Origin of the sequence: Enterococcus caccae ATCC BAA-1240 (genome assembly GCF_000407145.1) — a bacterium.
Taxonomy (GTDB): Bacteria; Bacillota; Bacilli; order Lactobacillales; family Enterococcaceae; genus Enterococcus_L; species Enterococcus_L caccae.
In genome coordinates, this window is the sequence record NZ_KE136473.1 from 802,621 (window position 1) to 829,572 (window position 26,952).

The window sequence follows — 26,952 nt, forward strand, 5'->3', positions numbered from 1 at the left end:
GTGGATAAAAAATACTATGAGTTTCCAATAATTGAAACAGACGACGATCGTCAGTTGCTTTACAAAGTCGGCGACCATTTGGAGGTGTTATGGGAATCAAACAACGAAGGGTACTGGAATCCTTATTTTACAGAAGAAGAGCTATTTCATCTTGACTGGCATTTTAGAGTTTTCCAGAGAGAAGTAGTTGATCCTGAATTTTGTGATGGTGAACCGAATGAATAAAAGAATCTTGTGGAAGAAAATTAAAAAACGCGGAGCGATATTACCAAGTAATGCACGATCAATCATGAGGGATGCAGGGAATCTGTATCGAATTAATGATGAAGGTGAATTGACTGACGAAAGCGTAGGTACTATGCCTAATACGTATTTATTTAACGGATGTACTCCTTATTATTCTTTTTCTGCTTCATATCCGACTGGTAGCAAGAAGGATCCATATGTATTTAGCTATTTTCAATTTGATGAAGATGAAGGGTGCAGTGATGAATGGATGGGGGAAGAAATTCGAAACCCACTAGAGTGGCAGACTGAAAACGAATTCCTTGAAAAGATTGGAGAGAAGCCGAATGAATAAGCCGAAGTTTAGAGCGTGGAAGAAAATACGTATCCAAGAAATGTTTAACGATGTAGTCAGAATTGATTGGTTGAACAATAAAATAGCAATTAAATATCCGAATCCAGGAGGCAATACTTTTAGGATCGATGAGGAAAGCTTAGATAATGTCATCCTCATGCAATACACAGGACTAAAAGACAAGAATGGTGTGGAGATTTGCGAGGGGGATATCCTCAGGAAAAAATATAAATCAATTAATTATAGCAACGTGGAACATACAATTGAGTATGCTGTTTTCCGAGATAACACAGGTGCTTGGAGGGTAAAAAATCCGAATAAAACATTAACTAATTTACTGCAGATAAGAAAAGCAGTAGAAGTAATCGGTAACATTCACGCAAATCCAGAATTACTAAACGAGGTGGAGAAATGAAATATATCATCACTACAGACAATAAAGAGCAAGGCTGGCTAGATGCATTTAATAGCTATTGCAAATCAAATTACAAAATGGAACAAACAATTGAGGAGCAAGAAGTTCCTGAAATAAAAATAAAGATTGACGAGTTTAACAATGCTGTCGCATGTGGACCAGCGATCGAATTAAACGAGGCGTAGTATATGCATGAAGATTGTTGCATACCAATTTGTCCAGATTGCGATGAAGAGCTAGAACGCCTTTACTATTGCGTAGATTGCAATAAAGAATGGACGCAAAAAGAATTGGATGATCATCAAGAAAGAGAAAACGAAGCATACGTGGAATGGTGTAAAGAACAACATCCAGAATGGTTTGAATAAGGAGGACACAACGTATGAAAATTGAGGAATTGATAGAGAAGTACGAAAAAGAAATCCATAATTACGAGAAATATATTGATGGTCAATGGGCATGTGAAATTGATCGTATCAGCGGCATGAAGATAGCTGTCGAAGTCTTAAAAGACATGGTAAAAGAACTACAACAACTCAAATCATCACTACCAACCCAACAGGACAAGGTTGTGGTGCCAGAGTTTATCAAAAGCACTATGGAGCAATACGGCTCATTGCAAGAAATGCTGACGGAGGAGTACTACAGCGACTGCACAGATGAGATTGACGATGACACAGTCGAATGTTGGATTGATGATAATTTTGATCTGTTATGTCGCGCTTGGTTGAATAAATCTGATAATAAACTTAAGTTGCAATTTCCGCAGGCGATTGTTGATTGGTTAGGGACACCATTAGAAGATGATCACGATGAATTATTGTCTTATATAATGCGTTATTACTGGAATGAAGATTCTGCGTATGATGACACAATCCCTAGTGAGGTTGGAGAATATTTAGCGGAAAGTCTAAGCAATGTTGTTAAGTTGTTGAGAGCTGTCGAAGGTGAGCCTTATACTGCGGCAAAAGAGCCATTGTATTATGTCAGAGTTGGTGAACTAGCTTTTGTCGATTGGGAAGATAGTATGTTGGCTAAAATGACGACAATGGATAGTCCAGGTTGGGTAAACGAAGCCAATCATTTTACTACAAAAGATGGAGCAGATAATATCGCAAGGATTGTAGGCGGCGAAGTTGTACCAGTAGAGGAGGACGAATAAATGGCAAAGTATAGATGTATTGATAATTTTAGTGTACCGTTCCTTGAAGATTTCGAAGGAAACGAAGTAGAGGGAAAGGAGCTGTCTGTTGAAAAAGACAGTATTTGGGAAGGTGTAATTATTCATGGAGATTCAGAAGTATTTCTTCAACAGGAAAATGGCAATTGGCTAGACATCAGCAGTGAACTGTTTGAACTGATGTTTGAGAGGGAGGAATTACAATGACAGAGAAAACAGAGCTGCTAAAACGTTGGGCAATAACGACGGCTGAAACTTATCCAGAATTATGGTCTGAGGATGATGAAAAGCTATATCAGTCCATTTTATCATCCTCAGACCACCAACCAACGTTTGCGGTCGGGGAGTATTATTATAGCTATTACGTATCGGAAAGTTTTTTTAAAGTTACAGGATTCCGAGAAAACTTTGCGGAAATCAAGGAATACAACAAAACATTAGAAAAAGTATCAGAAACAGAATTTAAATTAGGGTCACCTTTCGGAAATGAAGCAGCACCAGCCACCGCCGAACAGATAGCAACGTTTAAACGTGCAGAATACTTTGCCAGTAAAGGACGTAAGTTGGATGAGTTTCGGGTGGGGGATATGTGCGCGTTTGAAAATCAGGCAGCATTAGTCACCGAGGTAGGAGAGGACACCATCTATTTTTATTTAGCTGATTATGGTTCTGATTATGTTGATATTGATAATGAACTTACGTTAAAACTCATCCAAACAGCCGAAGAACTGCAGGAGGTAGGGGATGGCGAAGACAGAGAAAACTAAGCAAATAGAAGCTGTCCTCTGGAAGGAAAATAACAAACAGGGAATATTTGGATGTTTCGAAGTGACGATCGGTTGGGGCGGTCAAGAAATAGTTGATTTTATTACCTACAAAACAAACGGAGAGTTTCGCTGTTATGAAATAAAGGTCAGCAAGGCTGATTTTAAAAGCAAAGCCAAATTATCTTTCCACGGCGATTTTAACTATTATGTAATGCCAAGTGAATTGTACGAAGAATTAAAAATTGATGCTAAAAAAGAAGTAGAAAATGTTAAATACTACACGGAAAAAGAGAAAATCGAGCTTTTTGATACTCGTTTGAAAAATCAAAACCTCGGATTAATCACTATCTCACCACTAGGATATATGCGTACAGTGATTAAACCCAAGCGAAAATACCCTGATTTGTCGGTAAGAATGACACTTTTACAAAGTATGTTGCGGTCGTCGAATCGAGAAATAGAAAAGTTTTATAAAGTTCCTGGTCATGGATATTGGGAATAGAAAGGGATGAGTAGGGATGGAGCAGGCATACGGATACACTCAGATGCGAATCAATTATATAAAAGATCATGCTAAGACCATATACGAGCAGACTGTGCAACTCGAAAATACGTGGCATAATCGGAATAATTTTAATACAGATGATGAAACGATTAATAAATATTTTGAGAATCAGCGTAAACAGATTGAGGAAAATATTAAATATTTAAATAGTTATTTGGAGCCAAGAGATTAACCCAAGAAAGGAGCGGAGGTTTGTCGGCCGACACTAAAAAGCTTTTTACTCCTTTGTGACAAGAAATGAATTTATTAGAAGAGACAACAAAAAAGTTAGAAGAAAACGGTCACTCATTAAGTGACATCGTTTGGGTAGGGTGTCCAGATTTTAAAATGAATCTTGAACAATTCTTTATCTTAGCAAACAAAGCATATGACAATGGATATGGTGGTGAAGAAACCGCAACAGATTTATTGGTTGTGGGTGAAGATTGGTGGTTAGAAAGACACGAGTATGACGGAGCTGAGTGGTGGGAATATAAAAAAATACCAACAGAACCAGATACAATCGAACTAACTGAGTCTTTGTTTACAGGGTGGATGGGTCTGAGGAAAGCGGGTGATCACTAATGTATGCAATATACAAAGGTGATGACCTAATCGCCACAGGAACAAAACAAGAATGCGCTGAGGCGCTAAACGTTAAACAGTCAACGATTGAGTTTTGGGCAACACCTAGCAATGTAAAGCGTGACAAAGGCAAGAGGACGGTTGCTGTTAGATTGGATGGTGATAGCTGATGGATATGAGAAGAACTTGGGCGATGCCTAATAAAAATACTTTTACAATAAAACCGATTAATGATTTGTTAAATAAATACATTAGTCAAGAAATGACTGTGATTGATCCTTTCGCAAACGATTCTAAGTGGGGAACAATTACGAATGACCTTAACCCAGAGTTTGATACTACTCATCACATGGACGCTTTAGACTTTTTGAAAATGATCGATTCGGAAACGGCCGATATAGTGCTTTATGATCCACCGTATTCCGTTAGACAAGTATCTGAGTCATACAAAGGTTTTGGGTACGAGGTAACACAAGAACATACGCAAGCATCATGGAGAGCGAGGCATCTTGATGAAATAGGTCGTATCTTAAAACCTGATGGAATAGCTCTTTGTTTTGGGTGGAATTCTAACGGAGTTGGCAAAAAAAGAAATATGGAATTGGTCGAGTTACTTGTAGTACCTCATGGTGGTAGTAAGCACGATACTTTAGTAACCGTCGAGGTCAAGAAAGCAGGTGATAGCTGATGTGTGAGTATTGCATAAGAGGCAAAGCAATCGTTAAAGGAATTGAGCCTACGCCTTTTGGAGATCATGAGCAAGAGATATCAATATACAAATATTTGCTAGTATCTAGAGTGACATATCACGGTACAAGAGCGGTGCCGATAAAATACTGTCCAATGTGTGGCAGAAAGCTAGAGGAGGTAGACGATGTCCAACCAAATCAAAGTCGTTAAAAATGCCGAAGTAAAAGTATTCGACAATCAACAGCAAGCGGCAGACTTTTTAGGAGTGACTAAGCAAGCAGTTAGCAAAGCAATGCGTAAAGGGCATGAGTGCCAAGGAGCTAGGTTATCAGTACTCTATTATAAATGTGCTTATACTGACAAATCAAAGTGCCTAATTATTGACGGCAAGCTCATTGGATCGTATGACAAGATACAACGTAAAAATGGCAATGTGTTTTTAACTGGATTTGTTGCCAATGACTAAACGCAACGGCACCATGAGCAGGCGTTTGGCGGACTATTTAAATAATATGGGAGGGGTAGCGGATGGGAAAAACAAAGTCGAAAATCAAGAAGAAAAAACGCAGACTGGAACAAAAAGCAATTAATAACGGAACTGAAAAAAAGCGTAAATAAAAAAAGCCGAGATTCCTCTCAGCCCGACAGCTTATTATATCATAACAGGAGGAATCAAGGAAAATGGTGCTTTTTGATGTTAGTAGATACGAAATGCCGGATCAAAAGGACGTGGATATGGATCGAACAAGGCATAATATGGGAGTATTCCTTTCAGCTTATCTTTCCGCGCGTTGCAGGGTGGGACAACCAAGAGAACCAAAAGTTACAGCAAGTTTCTCTTTGATTCCTCCTTCAACCGTTGACAGTGGTCCAGAAGCTGAACAGATTTTGATACAACAAGAAGAAGCTAAAGAAGAATTTGAGTATTTACACAAGTTGTTTGTAAGAGGTTATGCGACAATCCAGCATCCTTTTAAACCAGATATTACAGAGCGAAGAAAGAAAATATTTTACGATCGGTATATCAGTGGTCATTCAGTATATGTAACAGCAGAAAGAAGTAATATCAGTGAGGATCTAGTTTCTCAAGAGTCATCAAAAGCTATGATTCAATTCGCTTCGGCATTGGAGCTAGTAAAATTCCGCTAAAAATCGGGTTCTTGTCGGTGCTTTATACTGAAAAGATACTGACAACATGCTGATTATCCATTGTATTATGATAGTGTCGAAAGATAAGGAAAGAGATCAGCAAACACAATTACACGATTAGTCGGTGACCTCCTTTCTTTATTTTTTTGGACAAACAGTTGATGGAGAGACTAAGAATAGACTACTCACATAGTGCCATTCTTATATCATGCCGTTAACTAAGAGGATTCACTCACAGGTAAATACCTAGTTTACAGCCTGTGGGTGTTTTTTAAAGACAGATATTATTGCTGGAGTGAAAAGAACAAATCATTGTGAGGACTTCGTAATGGTCGAATTCACCGATGGAACAGTTCGATCATTTTCTGCAGGTGAAGTTGATAATTCATTTGATGCTGATGTAGCAGAAGAGTTTAAAGAATATATTATCTCGCAAATTTGGTTATTAAACGACGAAGGCAAAACACTGAGACAACTAATTTAATATCCTGGTGCATTGCACCTATATAGTCATCGCTTATGCGGTGGCTTTTTATATTATAATATTTCTTTTTATTTGTCTTTGTGATAGAATTAATATTCATAAAGAAAGGAGTGTTTTTATGTTTAAAAAAAGTTTATTAATTGGAAGTTGTTTGGTAGTTGTAGGGATGTTCGGGATAGCTAATGCAGCAGAAGCGGAAGAACAAGCGCCAGAAGCGTTAAGTTTTTCGGTTACACGAGCGTTACCGCTTATTAAAGAAGCAGAACTTAAATCAGGACAGTTTGTTGAGTTTAATGTTGGCGGATTTTCTAGTGAACAACTAGCTTCGAAGTTCAAAGTGAAATTTAAACTTGACACTTGCGAACCTGAAACGATTGTCGTTGACAGGTTTGGTTACTATGATGGGCATATGCGTCGATTTAGCTCTTTTGTGGAATATGGTACTCATGGAACTATTATTTTTTCTGTAAATGATGATTTCCCAGGAGGGACAAATCATTTGGGAAATGAACGAATTAGGGTGATGAATGCATCGGCAACAACACTAAAAATAAAAGTAGGATTAACTTCGGGAATTCATGTGAAATCTCAGGAAGTCATTGACTACAGCGACATTGATTTTAATTTATAAAACAAACAAGGAGACAGCTTAATGGCTATCTCCTTTTCTTGTGCTTTGGTTTATACTGCTTATCCATATGAGGGTGATAGATATCATGCAGTATTTTAACCATGGATAAAGTTTTATACAGTAAATCTAATATGGCTGTACCTCCTTTGAGGTCGCCAAATCAATACAATAGTAATATAACATATTGAACTTAAGAAAAGGTTACAGAATTTAAAAGAGGACGAGTTCAAACTTAACTCAGTATCTGATCTAAAAGTTTTGATAGAAGTTGACTTGATGTTGAAAGAAATTGAGAACTGAGAGATAATCAGTGTAAAATTAATCTGGAGGTTTTATGAAAACAATTGATCAAATTAAAGAAGATTTTACATCAGTGCTTATCGAAGTTTTTAGAAAGAGTTCTTTAGAAGAGGTAGATACAGGAGTATACTTGGTTTCAACTGAGATCGCATATGAGGTATTCGATATCTTCCAGTCAGTGGTCGTATTAATACAAAACAACAGATTTGCAGGAGTAAAATCATTAATTAGAATAATGCTTGAGAACTATGTTTATTTACGATACATCTTGCTTGAGGATTCTGAAAGACGAAGTAATGCATATAAACTAAATATTTACAGGGAAATGGATTTTCAAAATAGTGAACAAAATAATAATTCAAATTTAGAAATTATGAAAAAGAAAGATCCTGAATTAAACTCATTAAACAACCTAGTGAATGATAATAAAAGTGAAATTGAATCATATATAAAAGAGCTAGACTCTATTTATGGACATAGACTTAAACCATGGTATAACGATGACAAAAAAACAAAAAGTATAAAAAGACTTTTCAGTCGAGTCGAAAAAAGTCATTTATATGATGGAATTTATAGATATTTATGTTTGGAGACTCATGGTGGTGATGGAATTAAACACATTGTTATGGAAGGTGAATATACTAAATTGCAACCAACTCTTTTGGATAAAATAAATATTGAAAATATAATTATAAACCTTTTAGAGTATGTAACTGAAGAGTTGAAAACTTTGCTTTGATAAAAACGAAACTCAACAAAACAATGATCGCGAGGTGGTGTGATATGGATGGCTAGACAGAGAGATCCTAGAAGGGACCAAGCAAAAGAGATCTGGCTTAAATCTGATGGAGAAAAGCTCTTGAAAGATATTGCCAAAGAAATAGGTGTGTCAGATTCTCAAATTAGGAAATGGAAATCAATTGATAAATGGAGTGCTGAATTGAAAGGTAATGTTACTAATGACAAAGGTAACGTTACTAATCAAGGAGGCGCTCCTTTGGGTAATCAGAACGCTAAAGGGAATAAAGGAAACAGCAGAGCATCGCCGCCAAAAGGCAACAAGAATGCTGTAACCACTGGTGAATACGAGAACCTATACAACCAATATTTAAATGATGATGAAAAGGATTTACTTCGAACTGAGGTAGATTCTTTTTTTGTGCTGCAAAATGAGATCAATCTTTTAAGGGTGCGCCAGTCGAGAATGCTAAAAAGAATAGCTGAAGCTGAAAAGGATCTTAATGAAAATGAGCAGCATCTACTCTATGAATTAAGAGGTCGGAAAAAGATTGTTGAATCTAAAGGAAAGCAAGTGGCCGTCAATAATCCTGAACTGATTGTCACTGAAAAACGAGTGAAGAAAACTCCTAAGATTGATCTGATTCTTAGAATCGAAGATGCGTTGACAAGGGTTAATAACTCGCTGACTAAGGCAATTAAACAGCTCAGTGATGTCGACATGAATAAGACCAGAAAGAAACTTATGAATGCTCAAATCGATTATACAAAAGCTCAAACGACTCGTGCGCTTATAAATAAAGATGGTGATGAGGATGAAGGCGGCACAGTGATAAATATTATTGATGATATACCGAAGGTGAATTAGATGGCTGAGAAAAATGTACAATTAACAGACGTTATCGCACCAGCTTTTTACCCGTATCATCAAGCAGTCAAAGACGGTTTGTTCTCGTCTTGCTGGCTCAAAGGTGGACGTGGATCTACCAAGTCTTCTGTAATCTCTGTTGAGATTATTCTTGGCATTGAGAAAGACCCTAATGCAAATGCAGTAATACTACGTAAAGTTGCCGAAACGCTCAGAGAATCAGTTTATGAGCAGATGCTTTGGGCTATTGATATTTTGGGTTTAACGGACGAATATCATGCATCTGTCAAGCCTTTAAGAATTACAAAAATAAAGACAGGACAACGAATAATATTTAAAGGTGCTGAGAAACCTAAAAAGGTGAAAGCGTCCAAGTTTCGTAGAGGTTACGCAAAGTTTATTTGGTATGAAGAAGTCGACGAGTTTAATTCAATGGCTGAGATAAGAACAATCAATCAGTCACTTGGTCGTGGTGGTCCAAACATTACTATTTTCTACTCGTTTAACCCGCCAGAATCAAATACCAATTGGGTGAACGTGGAAGTAGAACAACAAAAGCTTCGTAATGAGGTTTATGTCCATCACAGCGACTATACGACCGTTCCTCCAGAGTGGTTGGGTGAATTGTTTATTCAAGAAGCAGAACACCTTAAAAAGACTAACAGGGACAAATACGACCACGAGTATATGGGTGAGATTACTGGGACTGGTGCTGAGGTATTTAAAAACGTTACTGTTAGAGCGATTACGGATGATGAGATTGCATCCTTTGATAAAGTTAAACGCGGTCTCGATCATGGATATGCTGGAGATCCAATGCATTACACTGGTAATCATTTTGATAGCACTAGACGTAAACTATACATCTTCCAAGAAATTCAGAAAGTAGGTCTTAGCAACCTTAAAGCTACTAATCTAATCAAGGATTTAAATCCAGATAATGAGTCCATCACTGCTGATAGCGCAGAACCAAGAACTAATAACGAATTTAAAGAATTAGGATTGAAGATCTCAGCAGCTAAGAAAGGACCAGGATCAATCGAGCATGGTGTTAAATGGTTACAAGATTTAGAAGAAATAATCATTGATCCTTATAGATGTCCAAATACTAAACGAGAGTTCACTACTTATGAGCTTGAGCGAGATAATAACGGAAATCTCAAAGGAAACTACCCCGATCACAATAACCACAGTATTGATGCTGTCCGTTATAGTCGTGAGGACGATATGAAGAATAAGAAACCAGCGAAGGTTACTATAACACCTAACTGGATGAATAGGAGGTAAATTATGGCGATCAAAATAGATAGAGAATTGGCAGGTGATATAAATAATCCCTCGCTAGAATTAATAGCTTATGTCATTAAAGAACACAAAAAAGATATTCCTAGACTTCAGATGTTATTTGATTATTATGATGGAAAACCACATAAAATTGGTAAAGATGTGACCGATACACCTCACGATCGTGGTGAAGTATACGTGAATAATGCGAAATACGTCACAGACAATATGGTTGGTTTTACAGTGGGTTCTCCGATTTCATATGCTGCAGCAAAAGGAAAGAATATCGATCCAATTATTGATGCTTTTAATCTTATGAAGATAAAGAAGCACGATAAAGAATTAGAAAAAGACTTGTCTGTATTTGGTATTGGATACGAGTTGCATTACTTATCCGTTAAACCAGGAACAGCATTAGAAACAGTTTTAAAGATAACTAAAATAGACCCACGAGGAATTATTTTAGTGGTAGATGATACAGTTGATAATAATAAGCTTTTTGCGGTTAGGTTTATTGAAAAGTTTGATTTAAAAGGAAAACGCACTGGTTTTATGGTGGAAGTGTACACCTCAAAATTTGTAATCTACTATTTTACCAAAAGCTTGAATATGAAAGATGCTGTAATATCAAAAACTAAACCACATTATTATGGTGATGTACCAGTTGTTGAATATCGTAACAATGAAGAGAAGCAAGGCGACTATGAGCAGCAACTATCCCAAATTGATGGTTATAATAAGCTTCAAACTGATCGGATCAAGGATAAAGAAAACTTTGTTAAAGCCATCATGATTTTGTATGGCTTTAGCTTGCCAGAAGAAAAACCAGAAGAAGTAAACGGGTCATTGGTTATTCAAGATGCACCAGTTAAAAGTGAAGGGGCAAGTGCTGAGTATCTAACAAATACATTCCAAGAATCTGAGGTACAAGTGTTGGCTAAAGCTTTGATTGATGACTTTCATAAAACTTCGTATGTTCCTGATCTAAATGATGAAAAATTCGGTGGGAATATTTCTGGTGAGGCTATGAAATATAAATTATTGGGCTTACTTTTAGCACTGGCTACTAAGATTGGTTACTTTGAGGATGGACTTGTTCAGCGCTTGAAGTTAACTGAGAATATGTTGCGTGTGAAGGCTCAAAAAGTCGATGCAGAGGGAGCTAAGATTACATTTAAACCAAATCTACCTATTAATCGAAAAGACGTTATAGATCAAATCAAAGAATCACAAGAGTTTGTTCCGTTACTTATAAGCTTGGGATGGTTAGATGATATTGATGATCCAAAAGAAGCAATCGAATTATTGAACGAGCAAAAAGAGGAGAACATAAAGCTAGCTCAGAAGGCAGCTGGTGTTCAAAGCGAAGATAGCCACAGTGATTTAGATGATCCACCAGAGGAGGGCGAAGAGAATGATTAAAGCATCGTTTAAAAAAGACTACGATGGATTTTATGCATACGAAGTTAGTGGCCATGCTAACTACGCTGAGAAAGGGAAAGATATCGTTTGTGCAGCAGTTTCTTCTTTATATTTGGCTATCAGCAATTACTTAGTATCGAAAGAATATGCTTATTTCGGTGATGAGGAAGGACAAGTTGTAGAAATATCTGATATAGATGAATCACAGAAGCTTATCGAAGTTCTACATCAAGGTTTAGTTGATATCTCAAAGCAGTATCCGGAGTTTGTAACGGTTGCTGTTGAAATAAAAGATAGTCGAATTTTTAGAAGCAATCCATCTAGAATAACTACAGGCACTGTAAGCGCGGAAAATGTAAAAGTAACATCTGCAATAAACTCAGTTGATCAAGTGGAACACTTAAGACAGAAGTTGATGTAAATGGCTCAAAAGAAGTACAAGCCATCATATTGGGAAAAACGCTCAATTGATGCGGAGAAACGTGTCAATGATGGAGCAAAAGCATTAGAAAAGAAAGTTGCTTCTGCCTATCGTCAAGCGCAGTCCTATTTAACAAAGCAAGCAAGAAAGATGTTTGCTAGGTCTCAACAGCGAACAGGCTTAAGTGAAGAAGAAGCGAAGCGACTGCTAAATGAGACGGTACAGCCAGAAGAACTTGTTGAACTTAAAAGCCTATCAAAACAGATAAAGAATCCACTTTTACAAAAAGAAGCCAAACAAAAATTAAACGGGTTAGCTTTCAAAGAAAGAATAACCAGAGTTGAAGACTTGAAAGCCAAGTCTTTTTTTGTTTCTAAGCAAGTTGCCAATGTTCAATTAGATAAATCAACCGACTTTTATATTGATACAATTCATGATTCGTATAACGAAGCTACCTCAGAAGCTATCATTCGGCAGATGGAACATTCAAATCCTAACAGTATCATTGAGGTTTGGAATAAAAAAGAATATGAATCTTCGTTGGAATCTGAGTTGCCGAAACATGAGTTTAAAGAACTTTCTACCAGGTATACCAAGAACATCCTTGATAGTCATTGGAAAGGATCAAACTACTCTGAACGGATATGGGGAGATACAGAAGCTTTAGCCAAACGTCTTGAAGAATTATTTACAGTTGAATCAATGACAGGGATGTCTGAATTCGAGATGGCTAAGGAGATAGCTAGCGAGTTTGACCGCTCTATCGGTGTTGCCAGGCGTTTGATTAGGACAGAGGCAAATTATATGGCTAACCAAGCGAAACTTAAAGCATGGCAAGATAGGGGCGTTGAGCAGTACATCTTAATTGCCGTATTGGACTTGAGGACATCTAAAATTTGTCAAGGCAAGGATCATAAAATCTATTTAGTGTCTGAGGCTATAGTTAATGGCAAAGAAGGAACTTATCCACCTTTTCATCCATGGTGCCGTACTATCGCTGTTGCATATTTTGGTGAGAGAACTTTATCAGGAACTAGAACGGCTAATGATCCTATATCAGGTAAAACTATATTAATTGATCAACGTGATAGCTACAACGATTGGATGGATAAACTCAAAGAGATGTATTCAACAGAAGAAATCAATCGTCAAAAACAAAAGCTTAAAAATAAGAATTATGATGATCAAGTAAAGAAGATAAAAAGCAGAGCTAAAAAGGATGTATCTAGTCGTTTTAACGCGGTTAGAAAAGCTGGAGATGCCAAGGGTTCTAAAATACCATAAACACAAATTAGATTATGCCCATAACCTGCTTGGGGCTTAATAAATTAAGTGAGGAACAATAAAACGTGTGTGGATTCTAAACTAAATAATAAAAGATACAAACATCGTGTACGGGCTGATTAAGTGTGTATGGGGTGTTTTTATTATGGAATTTTCGAATGTGCATGGGTAGGAGGAAATTTTACAATGAAAGATTTTATCGAAAAGATGGCAAGTAGAAAGTCAATTAATTTACAGCTTTTTGCTGAAGGCGGAGAAAATGGCGCCGGGGATGGTGACCCTGGAAATAATGGCGGAAACGGAGATGATCCAAAACCAATTGTATTTGATAGTCAATCGGAATTTGACTCCGCTGTAGATAAACAAATTACCAAAGCCTTGAATACAGCGCAAGAAAAGTGGAAAGCTGAATCTCAACAAGCTATTGAAGCTGCTAAGTCTGAAGCTGAAAAAATGGCTAATATGACAGCAGAGCAACAAGCAGAAGCTAAAAGACAAAAAGATTCCGAAGAATTAGCCAGTCGCGAAGCTGACATTACACGTCGAGAGTTGCGTGCACAATCACTTGAGCAGTTAGCTGAAAAAGAGTTACCGAAAGAGCTTGTTGACGTTGTTGTTTTAACAGATGCTGAGTCTTGTTCTAAATCAATTGAAGCAGTTGAGAAAGCTTTTAGAAGTGCTGTAGAGGCTGGTGTTAATAAACGATTGGCAGCATCTGCGGTTGATTTGCCTGGAGGGACTAAAGGGTCCGGACCAGCCAGTAAAGAGTCAATCGGTAAACGGCTAGCACAAAATAATACAGCAAGCAAACCAAAAAGTAATCCATATTTCAAAGAAAACTAGGAGGTAATAATTTATGGGAATCAAAAGAATTAAAACACAGAATGTAAAACAGATCTTAGCAAACACAGAACATTTTTATTCAGTGGGAGCCATCATTGGTGATGCTGGTGTAACTGCTGTAAATGGCAAAAAGATTATCAAAGCAGGAACACCAGTTGGTGGCGCAACTAGTACGCTACAAGATTCCACAGCAGTATTAACTGTTGTTAGTGACGATAAAGTTCAAGGTGTTTTAATGCATGATGTAGATGTCACAGAAGGAAATGCGAACGGAACTTTATTAGTTTGGGGATTTGTTAATGAATTACGTTTAGATAAAGAAGTTACGATCAATGGAGCTGTTAAAACAGCTTTAGCTGGAAAAATCACATTCTTGAAAAGAAATAAATAGGAGGAAAATCAATGAAAAACTTATTAAATCTACATCAGAATAAATTAAAGATGAATTTACAAATGTTTACAGATGAGGTGCCTTTATTTGAGTTAGTGGCTGCTCCGGAAATGGCAACTTATTGGACAGAAAAGACACTAGAGCAGGCACCGTATTTGGGTGAAGTGCTTTTCCCGAATAATAAACAACTAGGGATGGAACTAGCTTGGTTCATTGGACAAACAGGAGCGCCTAAAGCATTACAACCATCAGCGCTTGATGCAGCAGCTATTCCTCGTGATCGTGCAGATTTCGAGAAACTAGTTACAGATATGTTCTTCTTCAAAGAATCTAAATATATTGATGAAAAACTACGTCAAGAATTATTAAAGGTTATGCAAAGTGGAAATCAAGGCTATATTGATGCTGTTATGAATAAAATCTTTGCAGATGTTGTTGAGCTAATTAATGGTGCGTCTGTTACTCGCGAGATCATGCGTATGCAGTTATTGACAACAGGAAAAATCAATGTATCTGGTAACGGCCAAGATTATTCATTGGATTACGGAATGAAAGAATCGCATAAAGGTCATGTAAAAGTATCATGGACTGATTCTGATAATTCTGACCCTGTAGATGACATCGAAACAGCAATGGATACTATTGAAGCTGATACCGGCGAACGACCTACGCGAGCTATTTTTAATTCTGTAGTGTTACGACAATTGCGTAATAGTAAAAAAATCGGCTTGAATTTATATCCAAATGGTGCTGGAAATATTCGAGTTAGCAAAGCGGATGTTATTAAATACTTACAAGACGAACTAGAACTTGAAGCGGTAGTTTATAGCAAGCTTTATACTGATGAAAATGGAAATTCTAAAAAGTTTGTTAGTGATAACATTTTAGCTTTGTTACCTGCAGGTGAACTAGGTTCTACATGGTTTGGTACAACTCCGGAAGAAGCAGATTTGATGGCATCTAATATTGCTAATGTATCTATTGTAGATACTGGCGTTGCTGTTACAACAACAAATAAAGTTGATCCAGTAAATGTTGATACCAAAGTATCTATGATGTCTCTACCGTCATTTGAACAAATTGAAAAAGTATTTATTTTAAATACAATCGCCAAAGCATAAGGAGGAATGACGAATGAAACAATATAAAGTGTTATGTGATTTTTATGATTCTCAAGATGAGGATCGTGTATATCGTAAAGGAGATTTATATCCTCATGAAGACAAAGAAACGGATGAAAACCGAATCAAAGAATTAGGTTCTGAAAATAATTCAACTGGTATCAAGCTAATTGATTTACCAATTGAACTTGAATCAGATGCTGAAATCAAGGCAGAACAAGCCGAGAAGAAGAAACAGCAAGAAGCCGATAAGAAAGCGGCTGCCGAAGCTAAAAAGGCAGAAGGCAAAAAAGACTAGCTAGGAGAATAGCTTATGAATCAAACAAATAAAGACGCTTTAGATAAACTCCAAGAACAGCTAGAGCGGAAGTTAAATATTACAGATGAGAAGGCTAAGCAGGTATTGTCAGATGACCTAGCCGACTCTCTAACGGATGTACTTGACTATTGTAATCGTGATACCTTGATTGGAAACATGATTACATCTGTCAAGGATTTATTTATAATCCGATACAATCAAGAAGGAAATGAAGGAGAGACGTCTCGATCAGAAGGAGGCGTCTCTCAAACTTTTGAAACAGGAATTCCTTTAAAGATTAGATCTAAGCTTAATAGATACAGAGTGGCATCTATGAGGTCCTTATTATGAGATTGAGAGAAAGAGACCTTGTAACTGTGTATTTAAAAAAACGGCATGTTGAGCAAGACGATGAGAGTAACGATATTGTTAGATATAGTGACGAGCCTATCGAACTCGACATGACCGTACAAGCTGCTGGTGGTCAAGTTGCTGCTGCGATGTATGGTAAACGATTGAAGTATATCAAATCGTGTAAGTATCAAGGGAATGAGCTTGTAGAAGGGAAAAATGAGCATGATGGTATTTGCTTAAAGGTTTCTAAAACATCAGAACCCGATTACCAAATAACTTCAATCCAAACTTTTTCAACTCATTTAAATGTGACCTTAGAAAGGATAAAACAGGATGGGAGTGCAGATTAAAGGATTATATAGTCTAAACAGAAAATTAAAAGCATTGCCTAAGCTCACGGAAGATGCTGTTTGGGATGCTACTTTTGATATCACAGAAGAAGTCGCTGCTAGAGCAGCAGGTAAGTTACAATCTAATATTAAATATGGTAGTGGAGAGTTAGCTGGAAGCATCAAAAATGAAGTTGTGATAAATGGTCAAGGAAATGTAGTTGGTCGAGTCTGGTCTGATAAAAAAGAAGCCTTATTCCGTGAAATGGGAACAGGTCCAGTAGGTGAAGCATCAACTAAGCAATTGCCTGAAGGGGTTAATCCCGTTTATACGCAAGAAACATGGTTCATTTCAGCTGATAAAGTCAGTGTTGACTTAGAAGCAGTGTACGGTATTCCAAAAATCACAATTAAAGGTAATGACTTTTACATGACTAAGGGGCAACCTGCAAGACCATTTATGTATCCATCTTTGCTAGAAGCAATGGAAAATGCTCCTGATGAAATTAGGGACAGAGTTCAATCCAAATTAAACGAGGGGTTGAAATAATATGATTGATATTTACAATATGAAATTCGAAACATCGAAGATACTTAAAAGTATTTCCGTTTTAAAAAAAGTATCAACTGATTATCCAAGCTCGTGGAACACTTTTCCGATAGCTATTTATCGAACATCACGATCGCCACACTTTATAGATGCGTTTCAACAAGAGTTACAAAGCTATTGGCAAATCACGGTAGAGGTTTACGGAGACAGTAAAACAGGGAATCTCACAAATATTGTCAAAGAAATTATGGAACAGTTTAATATAATCGGCTTTCAAGGCGATGCAAAAGATGCAAATACTGCGGGTTTAAACCGTGTGATTTGTGTCTTTTCTGCGATTGTCGATAACGTAACAAGGCAAGTTTCAAAAAAATAGAGGAGGATTAACATGAAAGAATTAAAAACAGATTTACAGCTTTTCGCAGCTGAACAGTTTGACGGTTTATTATCTAAAGGTACCGTTTTATCTTATGAAAAAGCGGGGGCAGAAACTGCAATTGCTGCAGTAAAAAGCATTCCAGCTATTGGATCTGACCCAGAAAAAGTAGATGTTACTCATTTGATGTCTGAAAAGAAAGCGTATATTCCAGGGTTGCAAGATTCAGAAAACTTAGAGTTTGCTATTGTGTATCAAGGTGGCAACTTTAATGATATCCATGCTTTAGTTTCAACTGGTAAATCACAGAATTGGACTATTACTTATCCAGATGGACTTAAAGCTAAATTTAAAGGCATTCCATCATATAAATTTGATGGTGCAGAGGTCAATGCTGCTATTGGTTTTTCCCTTGTTGTAGTAGTGAGTGAAGGACCAGATTTTACACCTAAAGCTTAGGTAAAAAATATTTACGACTGGCCTTAATCAGCTAGTCGTATTTTTATAAATTATGAGAAAAGAGGAAAATATAATGGGATCAATTATTAATACTAAATCAATCGAGTTCGGCGGAAAAACACTTTTATTAAGATTAGATGCAAAAACAATCGTAAACGTAGAGAAGCGTTTAGGCAAATCAATGCTCAGTCTATTCATTACTAATGGAGGTATGAACTTCCCAACTTTAGGCGAATTATTGCTTGTCTTACAAGCTGCGAATACAACAAGTGGTGTTAAAGAAGCCGATATGTATGAGCTGTATGACAATTATTTAGAAAGTGGCAAATCATTCATGGATCTATTCGAATTCGTAAGCGATTTGCTAAGTGATGCGGGGTTTCTACCAAAGGAAAAGACCAAGGAAGCAGGGCTGACAGATGGGGAATCTCAGGACAACAATCAAGCGTTAACCGATCTAGAAGTGGAGCAAGAAGGGGAACTAGTCTAAAGCAATTTAGTTGTTTAACTGAATTATTTGAAGAGATAGAGCCTTTAGCTATTGAATGGGGAATACCTTCAGATAAGTATTGGTCACTTACTTTTTTAGAGATTATGAATCAAGTACAGGCTAACAAGAAACGTCATGAGCTAGAAAGTAAAGAAAGAGCCATCTATGATTATAAACAAGCGCAAATGCTTGCTTATGCCTTTAACAGTCCGAAGAAGATGCCAGCACCCGAAAAGATGTATCCAATTCTTGATGACAACAAGAAGCAAGAGCAAGTGGTGAGTCAGGAAAGAATTTATACTCAAGAAGAAATGTTGAAAGAACAAGCGTTATTTAGGATGACCGCTGAAGGTGCTAAACGAGCATTACGTATGAAAAATAAAGAATCATAATCACGTTTAAACAGTAGGGAGGTGAGCACGTTATGGAATTAGAAACTTTAGAAGTGTTAATTGAAGCTAATATAGAACAAATCCAAGATCAAATCAATAAAGTTTTACCGACTATCAATAACATGATGTCAAAGGTTGAACAATTTACAGGACAATCTACTAAAAATATTGAAAAGAATATGGATTTTGAAAAAGGGACCAATCGAATTGTTGATCAGTTAGCAAAACTGAATACTAAGTTTGAACAACAAATGAATAAGATGGAAAAAGCTAGCGAACAGTCTTCAGCTAATGTAGGTAAAAATATGTCTAAGGGCTTTACACAGGCAAAATCTAAAGTAGGCAAAGATGTCGATGCAATTGTAAACGAAATTAACGCTAAAATGGGTCAGGCAAAAGCTCAACAAGAAAAATTAGCATTTTTACGATCTAAAAGACAAGGCGCCGATTCGTCCGGAGACACAGGTAGTGTGGTGAAATACGATGAGCAGATCGCGAGAGCACAAGCAGCCATGACTAAATATCAAGACAGTGCCAAAGCTCTTGCTAATAGCATACAATCCGAATTTAAGACTATTCCTAAAACTTTAGATGATATCACAAGTAAGATGGATGCCAATGAAGGGCAAATTGAAAGTTATAGATCGAAAATTAAAGCTTTACAAGCTGAGTATAATAATCAAAAGACACCGATTGGTAATTTTAATGATGGTTTTAAAGGTGCTAAAGATAATAAGGCTTCACTGAACACAAGTGATGCAATACAGAAACAATCTGAAAAAATGAATAAATTGATCAACGAAAACGATAAATTGCAACAAGCTTTTGCACAGGCAGAAGATCGAGCTCAAGCTCTTAAATCTGTTTTAGGCGGAGTTAACACGGAATTGGGTGAAACATCACTTAGAACGAATACAGCTGCAAACGGGTTAAAAAAGATGGCTCGTAACACGGATCAATCTAAGAGTTTCTTCTCACGTTTTGGTGGTTTATTCAATCGAGTTTCAAACTCTATTTCACACGGAACCAGACGTATGACCAATGGTTTTGGAAAGATTGGGAGTGTATTTCAAAGAAATTCTAATCAAGTGCATCGTGGATCACAAAGAATGACTAATGGATTAGGCGGTTTTAATAGACGTTTATCTAGTATGGTCAAACAAGTATTTGTATTTGGATTAATCTACAAGGGATTGAGTTTGGTAAGCAAAGGGTTATTTTCTGCTTTGCAAACCAATGATCAATTTTCAGCATCTCTAAATCAAATTAAGGTTAATCTGCTAACTGCTTTTTATCCAATTTATACAGCAATACTTCCTGCAATTAATGCGTTGATGAGTGCAATCGCAGAAGTCACTGGCTATCTTGCTCAATTTATCGCGATGCTCTTTGGTACTACATACTCAGCAGCTAAACAAGGGGCTCAAGGCTTGCAAGAAAATATTGAGGCGATGAATGACACTGGAACAGCTGCTGATAAAACAAGAGAGAAAGTTAAAAAATTAGAACGATCACTAATGGGATTTGACGAAATAAATAAAATAGGATTATCGGACGATAACAGTGATGAAGATTTAGATATTCCTTTAGTAAATAAACCTAAGCAATCGGGTAATGGAACTAATTTTGACGTCCCTGAACCAGCAACACCTAAGTGGTTAACTGATTTTGCTGATAAGTTTAAAAAGGTTCTTGCCGATCTTTTTGAACCAATAAAAGCTGCTTGGGATAAGCACGGGCAAAAAGTAATTGACGCTTGGAAATACGCACTTAACAACGTGTGGAGTCTTATTAAATCTATTGGCAAGAGTTTTATGGATGTGTGGACTAACGGGAGTGGTGAAAGGTTTGTTAGCAATATTTTAATACTACTTGCTGACGTACTCAACATAATTGGAGATATTGCTAAAGCTTTTAATAATGCTTGGAATGATGGTGGTAGAGGGACTGCTCTTATCCAAAGCATTTTTAATATGTGGAATGCAATTTTAGAGTTACTCCATGAGGTTGCAGTAGCATTCCGCGATGCGTGGAACAGCGGTGTTGGCGAAGCTATTATTGCTAATATCTTAGAAATATTGACAAATGTTAATAATACAATTGCTGAGATTGCAAAACGGTTTACTGAAGCTTGGACAAATGCTGGAACAGGCGAAGGAATAATTCGTACAATTTTGGAAATAGTCAATATCATACTGAACTCACTAAATGATATGTCTCGTGCTACTTTGGAATGGGCACAAACGTTAGATTTTACGCCATTACTAAAATCAATCCAAGGATTATTAGAGAGTATCAAGCCACTAACTAAAAACATCGGCGATGATCTGGCGTGGTTTTACAAAAACGTGTTATTACCATTAGCAAGTTTCACAATAACAAAATTAATTCCCAACTTTTTAGATGCATTATCAGCAGCAATCAAGGTTGTAAACTCTGTTGTAGATGCTTTAAAACCTTTTGGACAATGGTTGTTTGATAATTTCTTAAAACCGTTAGGGAAAATAACCGGTTTTGCTGTAATCGGTGTTCTTAAAACGTTAACAGCCGCCTTAACTGGTGTTAGCGATTGGATATCAAATAATCAAGAAGCTTTTAGAACTATCACTAAAGTTATAGGAGGGTTTTTCTTAGCTTGGGAAGGGATGCAAATAGCATCGTTTATTCAACAATCAGGAGGCCTTGTAACTGTTTTATCTAAAATAGCTACAGGAGTTAAGTCAGTAACTACAGCTAAACTTGCTGATAAAGCTGAAACAATAGCGCTTAATGCTCTTTATGCAAAAGATTTTGTTGTGAGTATAGCGAAAGGAACAGCCGAGTTAGCGAAACAGGCTGTTAAATTTGGTGTAAACACTGCAGCAAAAGCCGCAGATGCGTTAGCTCAGGGTGCTATGACTGTAGCAACCACCGCTTGGAATGTCGTTGCTGGAATAGCAACAGGAGTAACAACTGCTTTTGGTGCAGCTGTAGCTTTCTTAACATCTCCAATAGGTATTGCTATTGCAGCTATTGCAGCTATCATAGCAATTGGAGTAGCACTTTATAAAAATTGGGATACGGTTAAAGAAAAGGCAGGTCAATTAGGTAAATGGCTTGGTGAAAAATGGGATGGTATAAAAGAATGGACGGTCAATGTATTCAACAGCATTATTGAGTTCTTTAAAGAGTGGGGTGCTGAAATTGTCGGAGGCCTATTACTAGGACCTATCGGAATATTAGGTGTTGAAATAGTAAAACATTGGGATGAAATCAAAGAATGGACTAGCGAAAAATGGAATGCTATAAAGGAAACGATGGGCAACGCCGTAGACGGCGCAGTTACATGGGTGTCTGACAAATGGGGCGCATTAAAGCAAGGCACGTCAGAAGCTTGGGAAAACATCAAGTCATCAACTTCTGAAAAATGGTCAGCTGTTAAGGAGACAGTATCCAAAAAGGCTCAAGAAATTTCTGCTACTGCGTCAGAAAAATGGAAAAAAGTGAAGTCCGACACGTCAGAAGCTTGGGAAAATGTTAAGAAAACATCGACTGACAAATGGAATCAAACGAAAGATGCTATTGGTGGAAAAACTCAAGAAATATTAACTGCTACATCGGATAGATGGGGACAAGTTAAATCATCCACGTCAAACGCTTGGGACAATGTAAAAACCAATGTCTCTAATGCAGCTAGCAAAGCGAAAGATGGCGCAGTTGCTGCTTGGAATAAAATGAGTAGCGGAATTGGCGAATGGATGGGGAATATTAAAAATACTTCTCAATCAGGGTTTGATACCGTAGTTGGTTGGGCTAGTGGTTTAGGTAAAAAGATAGCTGATGGAATAAAAGGAGGCGCTTCGGCAATCGCAGGAGCTGCTAAATCAATAGCAAACTCTATTGTTGGAATAATCGGCGGTGCAGTGAATGGTGTAATTAAAGGAATTAACTGGGTTCTTGCAAAAGTAGGATCAGGATGGTCAATTACAGAGTGGAGCGTACCTAGATTTAAAAATGGTACAGATTATCATATGGGCGGTCCAGCTCTAATTAATGATGCCCCGGGTAGTGTTTTTAGAGAAGCTGTTAGGTTACCGAATGGTGAGGAGTTTATCCCTACTGGTCGAAACGTTATGTTGAATTTACCAAAAGGTACTAAAGTCTTGAATGCGCAGAAAACAGCGCAAACATATGGTAACATACCGCAGTACAAAGATGGCATCGGCGATTGGTTTGAAGAAAAATGGAATAGTATTAAAAATGCTGCAAGCGGAATGTTATCTTCTGCCGTAGCTAGTTTTACTAATCTTTCTGGCGTCCTAGAGCCGACACTATCAATTGCAACTGGTGGTATATCTATGATGACTCAAGGCGCGTTCTCATTTGTTCAGAAAAAAATTGAGCAACAAGAACGCATAGATCGGATAAAAGAGAGAATCAGAGCGATGAGAGAGAAGGCTAACAATCGTAGGAAAGAAAATGGAGGTTTAGTCACGGAAGACGGACTATATAGGTTGTCAGAGGGGAATAAGACTGAAATGGTTTTACCATTAGAAAAGCCAACAATTGCGATGCCGTTGATCGGTCAAGCTCTTGATTTTATGGGAATAGATTCTTCATTTTCATCATTACAATTACCAGAAATTTTCAGAACCGAAACCGGCTCGTTTAATTCTTCAAATTCTTATGAATCTCAGCAAAATGATTTTGTCGGTGGAGGATTAAATCAAATAACAGATGCAATTGTTAGAGCAATTACAACAGCAATGCAGAGTGGAAATGGAAGGCAAAACAACTCTCAACCAGTTGAATTGATTATCAATCTTGGCGGTAGCGAGTATGCACGTCATTTGATTTCTGAAATAAATGAATATCAAGAAAAAACAGGAAAAAACGAATTAATGATATAGGAGGTTTTGCGAAATGTCTGGATATTTAGCGATAAATGGGGCTGTTGTAAAGCCTCCTAAAGATTTCAAAATTAGCTATGAGGATATTGATGCAGACTCATCAGGGCGTAATGCTGACGGCACAATGGTGAGAGATCTAATTGCTAGGAAAGTGAAACTAGAACTTTCGTGGGGACCGATGAGTGATTTAGAAAGTTCAAATATTTTGAAACGTATTGATGGAATTTTCTTTACTGCATCTTATCCTGATGCTAAAGAAGGTCGGATAGTCACCAAAACTTTTTATGCCGGACCTAGATCTCTAGGCGCTTATTCATGGCATGAAAAGTTCAACGCTTTTAAATGGGAAGGGCTAACAGTTAACTTCATTGAGAAGTAAGCAAAGAGGTGATAATTATTTTAAACGTAACTAAATCTTTTAATGATTCATTTAGGTCTGATTTACGGGAAATATTTGTTAAGGTTTGGATTAAAGATGAATTGTACACAAGAAAAGAAATCAAAACATTAGATTATGACGGGGGAAGTATTGTAGGAGATAGCTTTGCTATAGGTTCCACATTTTCGAATTCCGTTAAAATCGTTTTTCCATTGATTTTGGAAGGCATAAATGAGCTTGATGAAGTAAAAATTGAGGTCGGCATAAAAACAAAAAATGAATCATCAATTCCAAATTTAGAAGAACCTGCATTTGTTAACCAAGCAAGAGTCGGTAAAGCTCAGTTAATGAGTTATATTGATGCCATCTATGAATTTGTACCACTTGGAACATTTTATGTGAAGTCAGTAGATCCAGATAGAAATGAGAATAAGACAACTTTAGAAGCGATGGACGGGTTTATATTCATGGGTGGTTTATACGAATCGAAACTAAATTACCCAGCTAAAATAAGAGATGTTGCTTTAGAAATTGCTAATTTATCTGGTTTAAGTGTAAATGAATCAGATTTTTCTCGACTCAGTGATTCTTTGATCGATAAAATGGAAGGTTACACATGCCGTCAAGCGATAGGCTTGATAGCTCAATTTGAAGCGGGTTACGTTAATTTTGATCGATCAGGTTTATTGACTGTGCGAACATTATTTGATCCTAATTACAAAGTTAATACAAGTGAATATTATTCTAAAGGGCTCAAGAAAAATGAATTACTTTATCGCTTAGGAGGAATTTCGTGTAAAATAGGAAACGAAGAAAATAGTGTTTTGACAGCTGGTTCTCCAACTGGTTCTCAAATATCACTTGAGAATAAAGTGATGACCCAAAGTTTACTAAATATAATATATGAAAAACTAGAAAATCTAAGCTTTTATCCAGGTACTCTAAGTTGGAGAGGTAATCCAGCGATTGAAGTTGGCGATTGGGTAACCTTAGCCGATACAAAAGGAACGCTGTTTAAAATGCCTATTCTTACGTATAAAATGTCTTTTTCTGGCGGACTGAAAGCAACAATAAGCGCAAATGCCAAATCATCTCCTCAAACTGTAACTCAATACAGAGGTCAGTTACAGCAAACAATCGAATGGATGAAAGATCGAATTTCCGCAGCAGGGAAAAACAATATACATTCTGGTTTGGATGCTCCTTTATATCCAAAAGAACACGATATTTGGTTTAGACCTAAAGGACCAGATATTGAATTATGCACATGGGAAAAAGTAGGTAATACTATATTCGATTGGGTTGTGCAAGCCTCAACGGTGCCTAATGAAGATTTGTTAGAAGCTATAGCAAATGCTGCCCAAAAAGGGAGTGATGCTCAGAAGGCGGCTGACAAAGCCAAAGAATTAGCCGAGAGCGCTGTAGAAGGATACATCCATGTCACTGATAAAACGATATTTGACCATGCAGTAATCAAAGAGGCGTATATTGTAGACGGAAGTATTACATCCGCTAAAATTGGCGAATTAGCGGTCAATACTGCAAATATAGCGAATGCAGCTATCACTAATGCAAAAATAGGGGAAATATCTGCAAATAAGATTACCTCTGGCAAAATTGATGCAGCAAATGTGAATATTATCAATTTGAATGCTGATTCTATTTCTTCTGGAACAATCAGCTCAATAAAAATTAAGGGTGGGACAATAGAAGGAACAAAAATTATAGGAACGGAAATCATCGGATCAAGAATTACTAGTTCTAGTAAGGATTTTCAAATGATTATGGATGTCGGATCATTTAAATGGTTTAATAACAACAATAAATCAGATGCTTTTGAAATAAAAGTAGAGCCGTCTTTAAACAACATTGGTCAAGCAAATATGAAATTGTTTAACATCGGCGAATTTGCTATGTCAAATGGTTTGACTGATAGAAAATATTTAGTAATTTCGAGAGTAAGCGATACATTGAATTTAGATGTAAAATATCTTTCCGTGAAGAATAGTTTCAATTTTAATGCTAATGACACAATGGAATTTTATTTATCTAGTTCATCGACTAAGGTATCTATGGTTAAAAATGATGTTAAGCATCTTTTCGATTTTAATTATTACGGATTATCTTATGATTTTACCAAGGCTGATAGCTTATCTGAAGTAAATTTTAACGAAGGAGGATTGTATTTAAAGTATAAAACGAACAAACTTTCAGAGTATATTTTTAGTGTTGGAACCACATGGGGGATTTCCTATAGTAGTAAGGGGAAAAATCTATTTAATTTGTACGAAGATAGTGCAACGATTGCCTCTACAAATTTTTATTTAACTGGTAAATCTGTAACTGTTAATGGCAATTTTCATGTGAGAGGCTCAAAAAATGCTATACATTTAACTAGAGATGGTGTTCGTGCTACGCCAGCTTATGAATTAGCAGAATCATACTTAGGAGACATAGGAAGAAATGTAACGGATGAGCATTGTCAAAAGTGGGTTCCTATAGATATTTTATTTAGTGATACCGTTAATTTAGATATTCCGTACGAAGTATTTTTACAATCTTATGAAAAAAGCGTAGTTTGGGTATCTGATTTTAAATCAGATGCTTTTTTAGTTTGTTCTGATGAACCATATACAAGATTTGGTTGGGAAATAAAAGCTAAAAGAATTGGTTATGAAAATGAGCGATTAAAAATGCAAGATTACGACAATGAAAAAATAGAAAAAATATGGAGGTAAG

38 protein-coding genes are annotated in these 26,952 nt (G+C 36.8%); all 38 read left to right on the top strand.

Features of this window, described 5'->3' with window-relative positions; translation table 11 throughout:
- The 38 genes from I580_RS09305 (at position 1) to I580_RS17145 (ending at position 26,951) form a co-directional block, all read left to right on the top strand.
- Positions 1-225, top strand: coding sequence for a hypothetical protein (locus tag I580_RS09305; protein ID WP_010771711.1), 225 nt, complete (start codon positions 1-3; stop codon positions 223-225).
- A complete protein-coding gene (locus tag I580_RS09310) occupies positions 218-580 on the top strand; it encodes a hypothetical protein (RefSeq protein ID WP_143141666.1) in 363 nt (120 codons plus the stop codon). The genes I580_RS09305 and I580_RS09310 overlap by 8 nt, the downstream gene beginning before the upstream one ends.
- Positions 573-995: a YopX family protein gene (locus tag I580_RS09315; protein ID WP_010771713.1), complete on the top strand. Its 423-nt coding sequence runs from the start codon at positions 573-575 to the stop codon at positions 993-995. The genes I580_RS09310 and I580_RS09315 overlap by 8 nt, the downstream gene beginning before the upstream one ends.
- Positions 992-1,180, top strand: coding sequence for a hypothetical protein (locus tag I580_RS09320; RefSeq protein ID WP_010771714.1), 189 nt, complete (start codon positions 992-994; stop codon positions 1,178-1,180). The genes I580_RS09315 and I580_RS09320 overlap by 4 nt, the downstream gene beginning before the upstream one ends.
- Positions 1,181-1,183: 3 nt before the next feature.
- A complete protein-coding gene (locus I580_RS09325) occupies positions 1,184-1,363 on the top strand; it encodes a hypothetical protein (RefSeq protein WP_010771715.1) in 180 nt (59 codons plus the stop codon).
- 29 nt (positions 1,364-1,392) lie between these two features.
- Positions 1,393-2,157 (top strand): DUF1642 domain-containing protein, encoded by a 765-nt coding sequence (locus I580_RS09330; protein WP_143141665.1) that lies wholly within the window; start codon positions 1,393-1,395, stop codon positions 2,155-2,157.
- A complete protein-coding gene (locus tag I580_RS09335) occupies positions 2,158-2,382 on the top strand; it encodes a hypothetical protein (RefSeq protein WP_010771717.1) in 225 nt (74 codons plus the stop codon).
- Positions 2,379-2,942 carry a hypothetical protein gene (locus I580_RS09340; protein ID WP_010771718.1) on the top strand — a complete coding sequence of 188 codons (564 nt, stop codon included), beginning with the start codon at positions 2,379-2,381 and terminating at the stop codon, positions 2,940-2,942. The genes I580_RS09335 and I580_RS09340 overlap by 4 nt, the downstream gene beginning before the upstream one ends.
- The gene (locus I580_RS09345) at positions 2,920-3,444 is read left to right on the top strand and encodes a hypothetical protein (RefSeq protein WP_010771719.1); all 525 of its coding nucleotides are present in this window, start codon (positions 2,920-2,922) and stop codon (positions 3,442-3,444) included. Before I580_RS09340 ends, I580_RS09345 begins: the two co-directional genes overlap by 23 nt.
- 16 nt (positions 3,445-3,460) lie before the next feature.
- Positions 3,461-3,679, top strand: coding sequence for a hypothetical protein (locus I580_RS09350; protein WP_010771720.1), 219 nt, complete (start codon positions 3,461-3,463; stop codon positions 3,677-3,679).
- Positions 3,680-3,744: 65 nt separating this feature from the next.
- The gene (locus I580_RS09355; RefSeq protein WP_010771721.1) at positions 3,745-4,071 is read left to right on the top strand and encodes a hypothetical protein; all 327 of its coding nucleotides are present in this window, start codon (positions 3,745-3,747) and stop codon (positions 4,069-4,071) included.
- On the top strand, positions 4,071-4,241 hold the full coding sequence (locus tag I580_RS17095) for a hypothetical protein (protein ID WP_010771722.1): 171 nt from the start codon (positions 4,071-4,073) through the stop codon (positions 4,239-4,241). Before I580_RS09355 ends, I580_RS17095 begins: the two co-directional genes overlap by 1 nt.
- Complete coding sequence (locus I580_RS09365) at positions 4,241-4,759, top strand: class I SAM-dependent methyltransferase (protein ID WP_010771723.1); 519 nt, start codon at positions 4,241-4,243, stop codon at positions 4,757-4,759. The genes I580_RS17095 and I580_RS09365 overlap by 1 nt, the downstream gene beginning before the upstream one ends.
- A gap of 186 nt (positions 4,760-4,945) precedes the next feature.
- Entirely contained in the window at positions 4,946-5,227 is a 282-nt protein-coding gene (locus tag I580_RS09375; RefSeq protein ID WP_010771725.1) for a hypothetical protein, read from the top strand.
- Positions 5,220-5,351 (top strand): hypothetical protein, encoded by a 132-nt coding sequence (locus tag I580_RS17340; RefSeq protein ID WP_010771726.1) that lies wholly within the window; start codon positions 5,220-5,222, stop codon positions 5,349-5,351. Before I580_RS09375 ends, I580_RS17340 begins: the two co-directional genes overlap by 8 nt.
- A 91-nt stretch (positions 5,352-5,442) precedes the next feature.
- Complete coding sequence (locus I580_RS09380; RefSeq protein ID WP_010771727.1) at positions 5,443-5,910, top strand: ArpU family phage packaging/lysis transcriptional regulator; 468 nt, start codon at positions 5,443-5,445, stop codon at positions 5,908-5,910.
- A 328-nt stretch (positions 5,911-6,238) separates the two neighbouring features.
- Positions 6,239-6,394 (top strand): hypothetical protein, encoded by a 156-nt coding sequence (locus tag I580_RS16950; protein ID WP_010771728.1) that lies wholly within the window; start codon positions 6,239-6,241, stop codon positions 6,392-6,394.
- 118 nt (positions 6,395-6,512) lie between these two features.
- The gene (locus I580_RS09385) at positions 6,513-7,025 is read left to right on the top strand and encodes a hypothetical protein (RefSeq protein ID WP_010771729.1); all 513 of its coding nucleotides are present in this window, start codon (positions 6,513-6,515) and stop codon (positions 7,023-7,025) included.
- A gap of 334 nt (positions 7,026-7,359) precedes the next feature.
- The gene (locus I580_RS09390) at positions 7,360-8,064 is read left to right on the top strand and encodes a DUF5677 domain-containing protein (RefSeq protein ID WP_010771730.1); all 705 of its coding nucleotides are present in this window, start codon (positions 7,360-7,362) and stop codon (positions 8,062-8,064) included.
- Between the two features lie 48 nt (positions 8,065-8,112).
- On the top strand, positions 8,113-8,931 hold the full coding sequence (terS, locus tag I580_RS09395; protein ID WP_010771731.1) for a phage terminase small subunit: 819 nt from the start codon (positions 8,113-8,115) through the stop codon (positions 8,929-8,931).
- A complete protein-coding gene (locus I580_RS09400; protein WP_010771732.1) occupies positions 8,932-10,218 on the top strand; it encodes a PBSX family phage terminase large subunit in 1,287 nt (428 codons plus the stop codon).
- Between the two features lie 3 nt (positions 10,219-10,221).
- Positions 10,222-11,637: a phage portal protein gene (locus I580_RS09405; protein WP_010771733.1), complete on the top strand. Its 1,416-nt coding sequence runs from the start codon at positions 10,222-10,224 to the stop codon at positions 11,635-11,637.
- Positions 11,630-12,058 carry a ribosomal-processing cysteine protease Prp gene (locus tag I580_RS09410; protein ID WP_010771734.1) on the top strand — a complete coding sequence of 143 codons (429 nt, stop codon included), beginning with the start codon at positions 11,630-11,632 and terminating at the stop codon, positions 12,056-12,058. Before I580_RS09405 ends, I580_RS09410 begins: the two co-directional genes overlap by 8 nt.
- Positions 12,059-13,342: a minor capsid protein gene (locus I580_RS09415; RefSeq protein ID WP_010771735.1), complete on the top strand. Its 1,284-nt coding sequence runs from the start codon at positions 12,059-12,061 to the stop codon at positions 13,340-13,342.
- 186 nt (positions 13,343-13,528) lie between these two features.
- Positions 13,529-14,185 carry a DUF4355 domain-containing protein gene (locus I580_RS09420; protein ID WP_010771736.1) on the top strand — a complete coding sequence of 219 codons (657 nt, stop codon included), beginning with the start codon at positions 13,529-13,531 and terminating at the stop codon, positions 14,183-14,185.
- Between the two features lie 13 nt (positions 14,186-14,198).
- The gene (locus I580_RS09425; RefSeq protein WP_010771737.1) at positions 14,199-14,576 is read left to right on the top strand and encodes a hypothetical protein; all 378 of its coding nucleotides are present in this window, start codon (positions 14,199-14,201) and stop codon (positions 14,574-14,576) included.
- Positions 14,577-14,587: 11 nt separating this feature from the next.
- A complete protein-coding gene (locus tag I580_RS09430) occupies positions 14,588-15,697 on the top strand; it encodes a major capsid protein (RefSeq protein WP_010771738.1) in 1,110 nt (369 codons plus the stop codon).
- 13 nt (positions 15,698-15,710) lie between these two features.
- Positions 15,711-15,995: a hypothetical protein gene (locus I580_RS09435; RefSeq protein WP_010771739.1), complete on the top strand. Its 285-nt coding sequence runs from the start codon at positions 15,711-15,713 to the stop codon at positions 15,993-15,995.
- Between the two features lie 15 nt (positions 15,996-16,010).
- Positions 16,011-16,346 (top strand): phage head-tail connector protein, encoded by a 336-nt coding sequence (locus I580_RS09440; protein ID WP_010771740.1) that lies wholly within the window; start codon positions 16,011-16,013, stop codon positions 16,344-16,346.
- Positions 16,343-16,699 (top strand): hypothetical protein, encoded by a 357-nt coding sequence (locus tag I580_RS09445; RefSeq protein WP_010771741.1) that lies wholly within the window; start codon positions 16,343-16,345, stop codon positions 16,697-16,699. The genes I580_RS09440 and I580_RS09445 overlap by 4 nt, the downstream gene beginning before the upstream one ends.
- Entirely contained in the window at positions 16,683-17,228 is a 546-nt protein-coding gene (locus tag I580_RS09450; RefSeq protein WP_010771742.1) for an HK97 gp10 family phage protein, read from the top strand. The genes I580_RS09445 and I580_RS09450 overlap by 17 nt, the downstream gene beginning before the upstream one ends.
- Position 17,229: 1 nt before the next feature.
- Positions 17,230-17,604, top strand: coding sequence for a hypothetical protein (locus tag I580_RS09455; protein WP_010771743.1), 375 nt, complete (start codon positions 17,230-17,232; stop codon positions 17,602-17,604).
- A gap of 12 nt (positions 17,605-17,616) precedes the next feature.
- The gene (locus I580_RS09460; RefSeq protein ID WP_010771744.1) at positions 17,617-18,063 is read left to right on the top strand and encodes a phage tail tube protein; all 447 of its coding nucleotides are present in this window, start codon (positions 17,617-17,619) and stop codon (positions 18,061-18,063) included.
- 73 nt (positions 18,064-18,136) lie between these two features.
- On the top strand, positions 18,137-18,553 hold the full coding sequence (locus tag I580_RS09465; protein WP_010771745.1) for a DUF6096 family protein: 417 nt from the start codon (positions 18,137-18,139) through the stop codon (positions 18,551-18,553).
- A 104-nt stretch (positions 18,554-18,657) separates the two neighbouring features.
- The gene (locus I580_RS09470) at positions 18,658-18,945 is read left to right on the top strand and encodes a hypothetical protein (protein ID WP_010771746.1); all 288 of its coding nucleotides are present in this window, start codon (positions 18,658-18,660) and stop codon (positions 18,943-18,945) included.
- Positions 18,946-18,977: 32 nt separating this feature from the next.
- Entirely contained in the window at positions 18,978-23,834 is a 4,857-nt protein-coding gene (locus I580_RS16475; RefSeq protein WP_010771747.1) for a hypothetical protein, read from the top strand.
- Positions 23,835-23,847: 13 nt separating this feature from the next.
- Positions 23,848-24,213: a DUF6711 family protein gene (locus I580_RS09480; protein WP_010771748.1), complete on the top strand. Its 366-nt coding sequence runs from the start codon at positions 23,848-23,850 to the stop codon at positions 24,211-24,213.
- A gap of 8 nt (positions 24,214-24,221) precedes the next feature.
- Positions 24,222-26,951, top strand: a complete 2,730-nt coding sequence (locus I580_RS17145; protein WP_010771749.1) for a phage tail protein — start codon at positions 24,222-24,224, stop codon at positions 26,949-26,951.
- The last annotated feature ends 1 nt before the right edge of the window (position 26,952 follow it).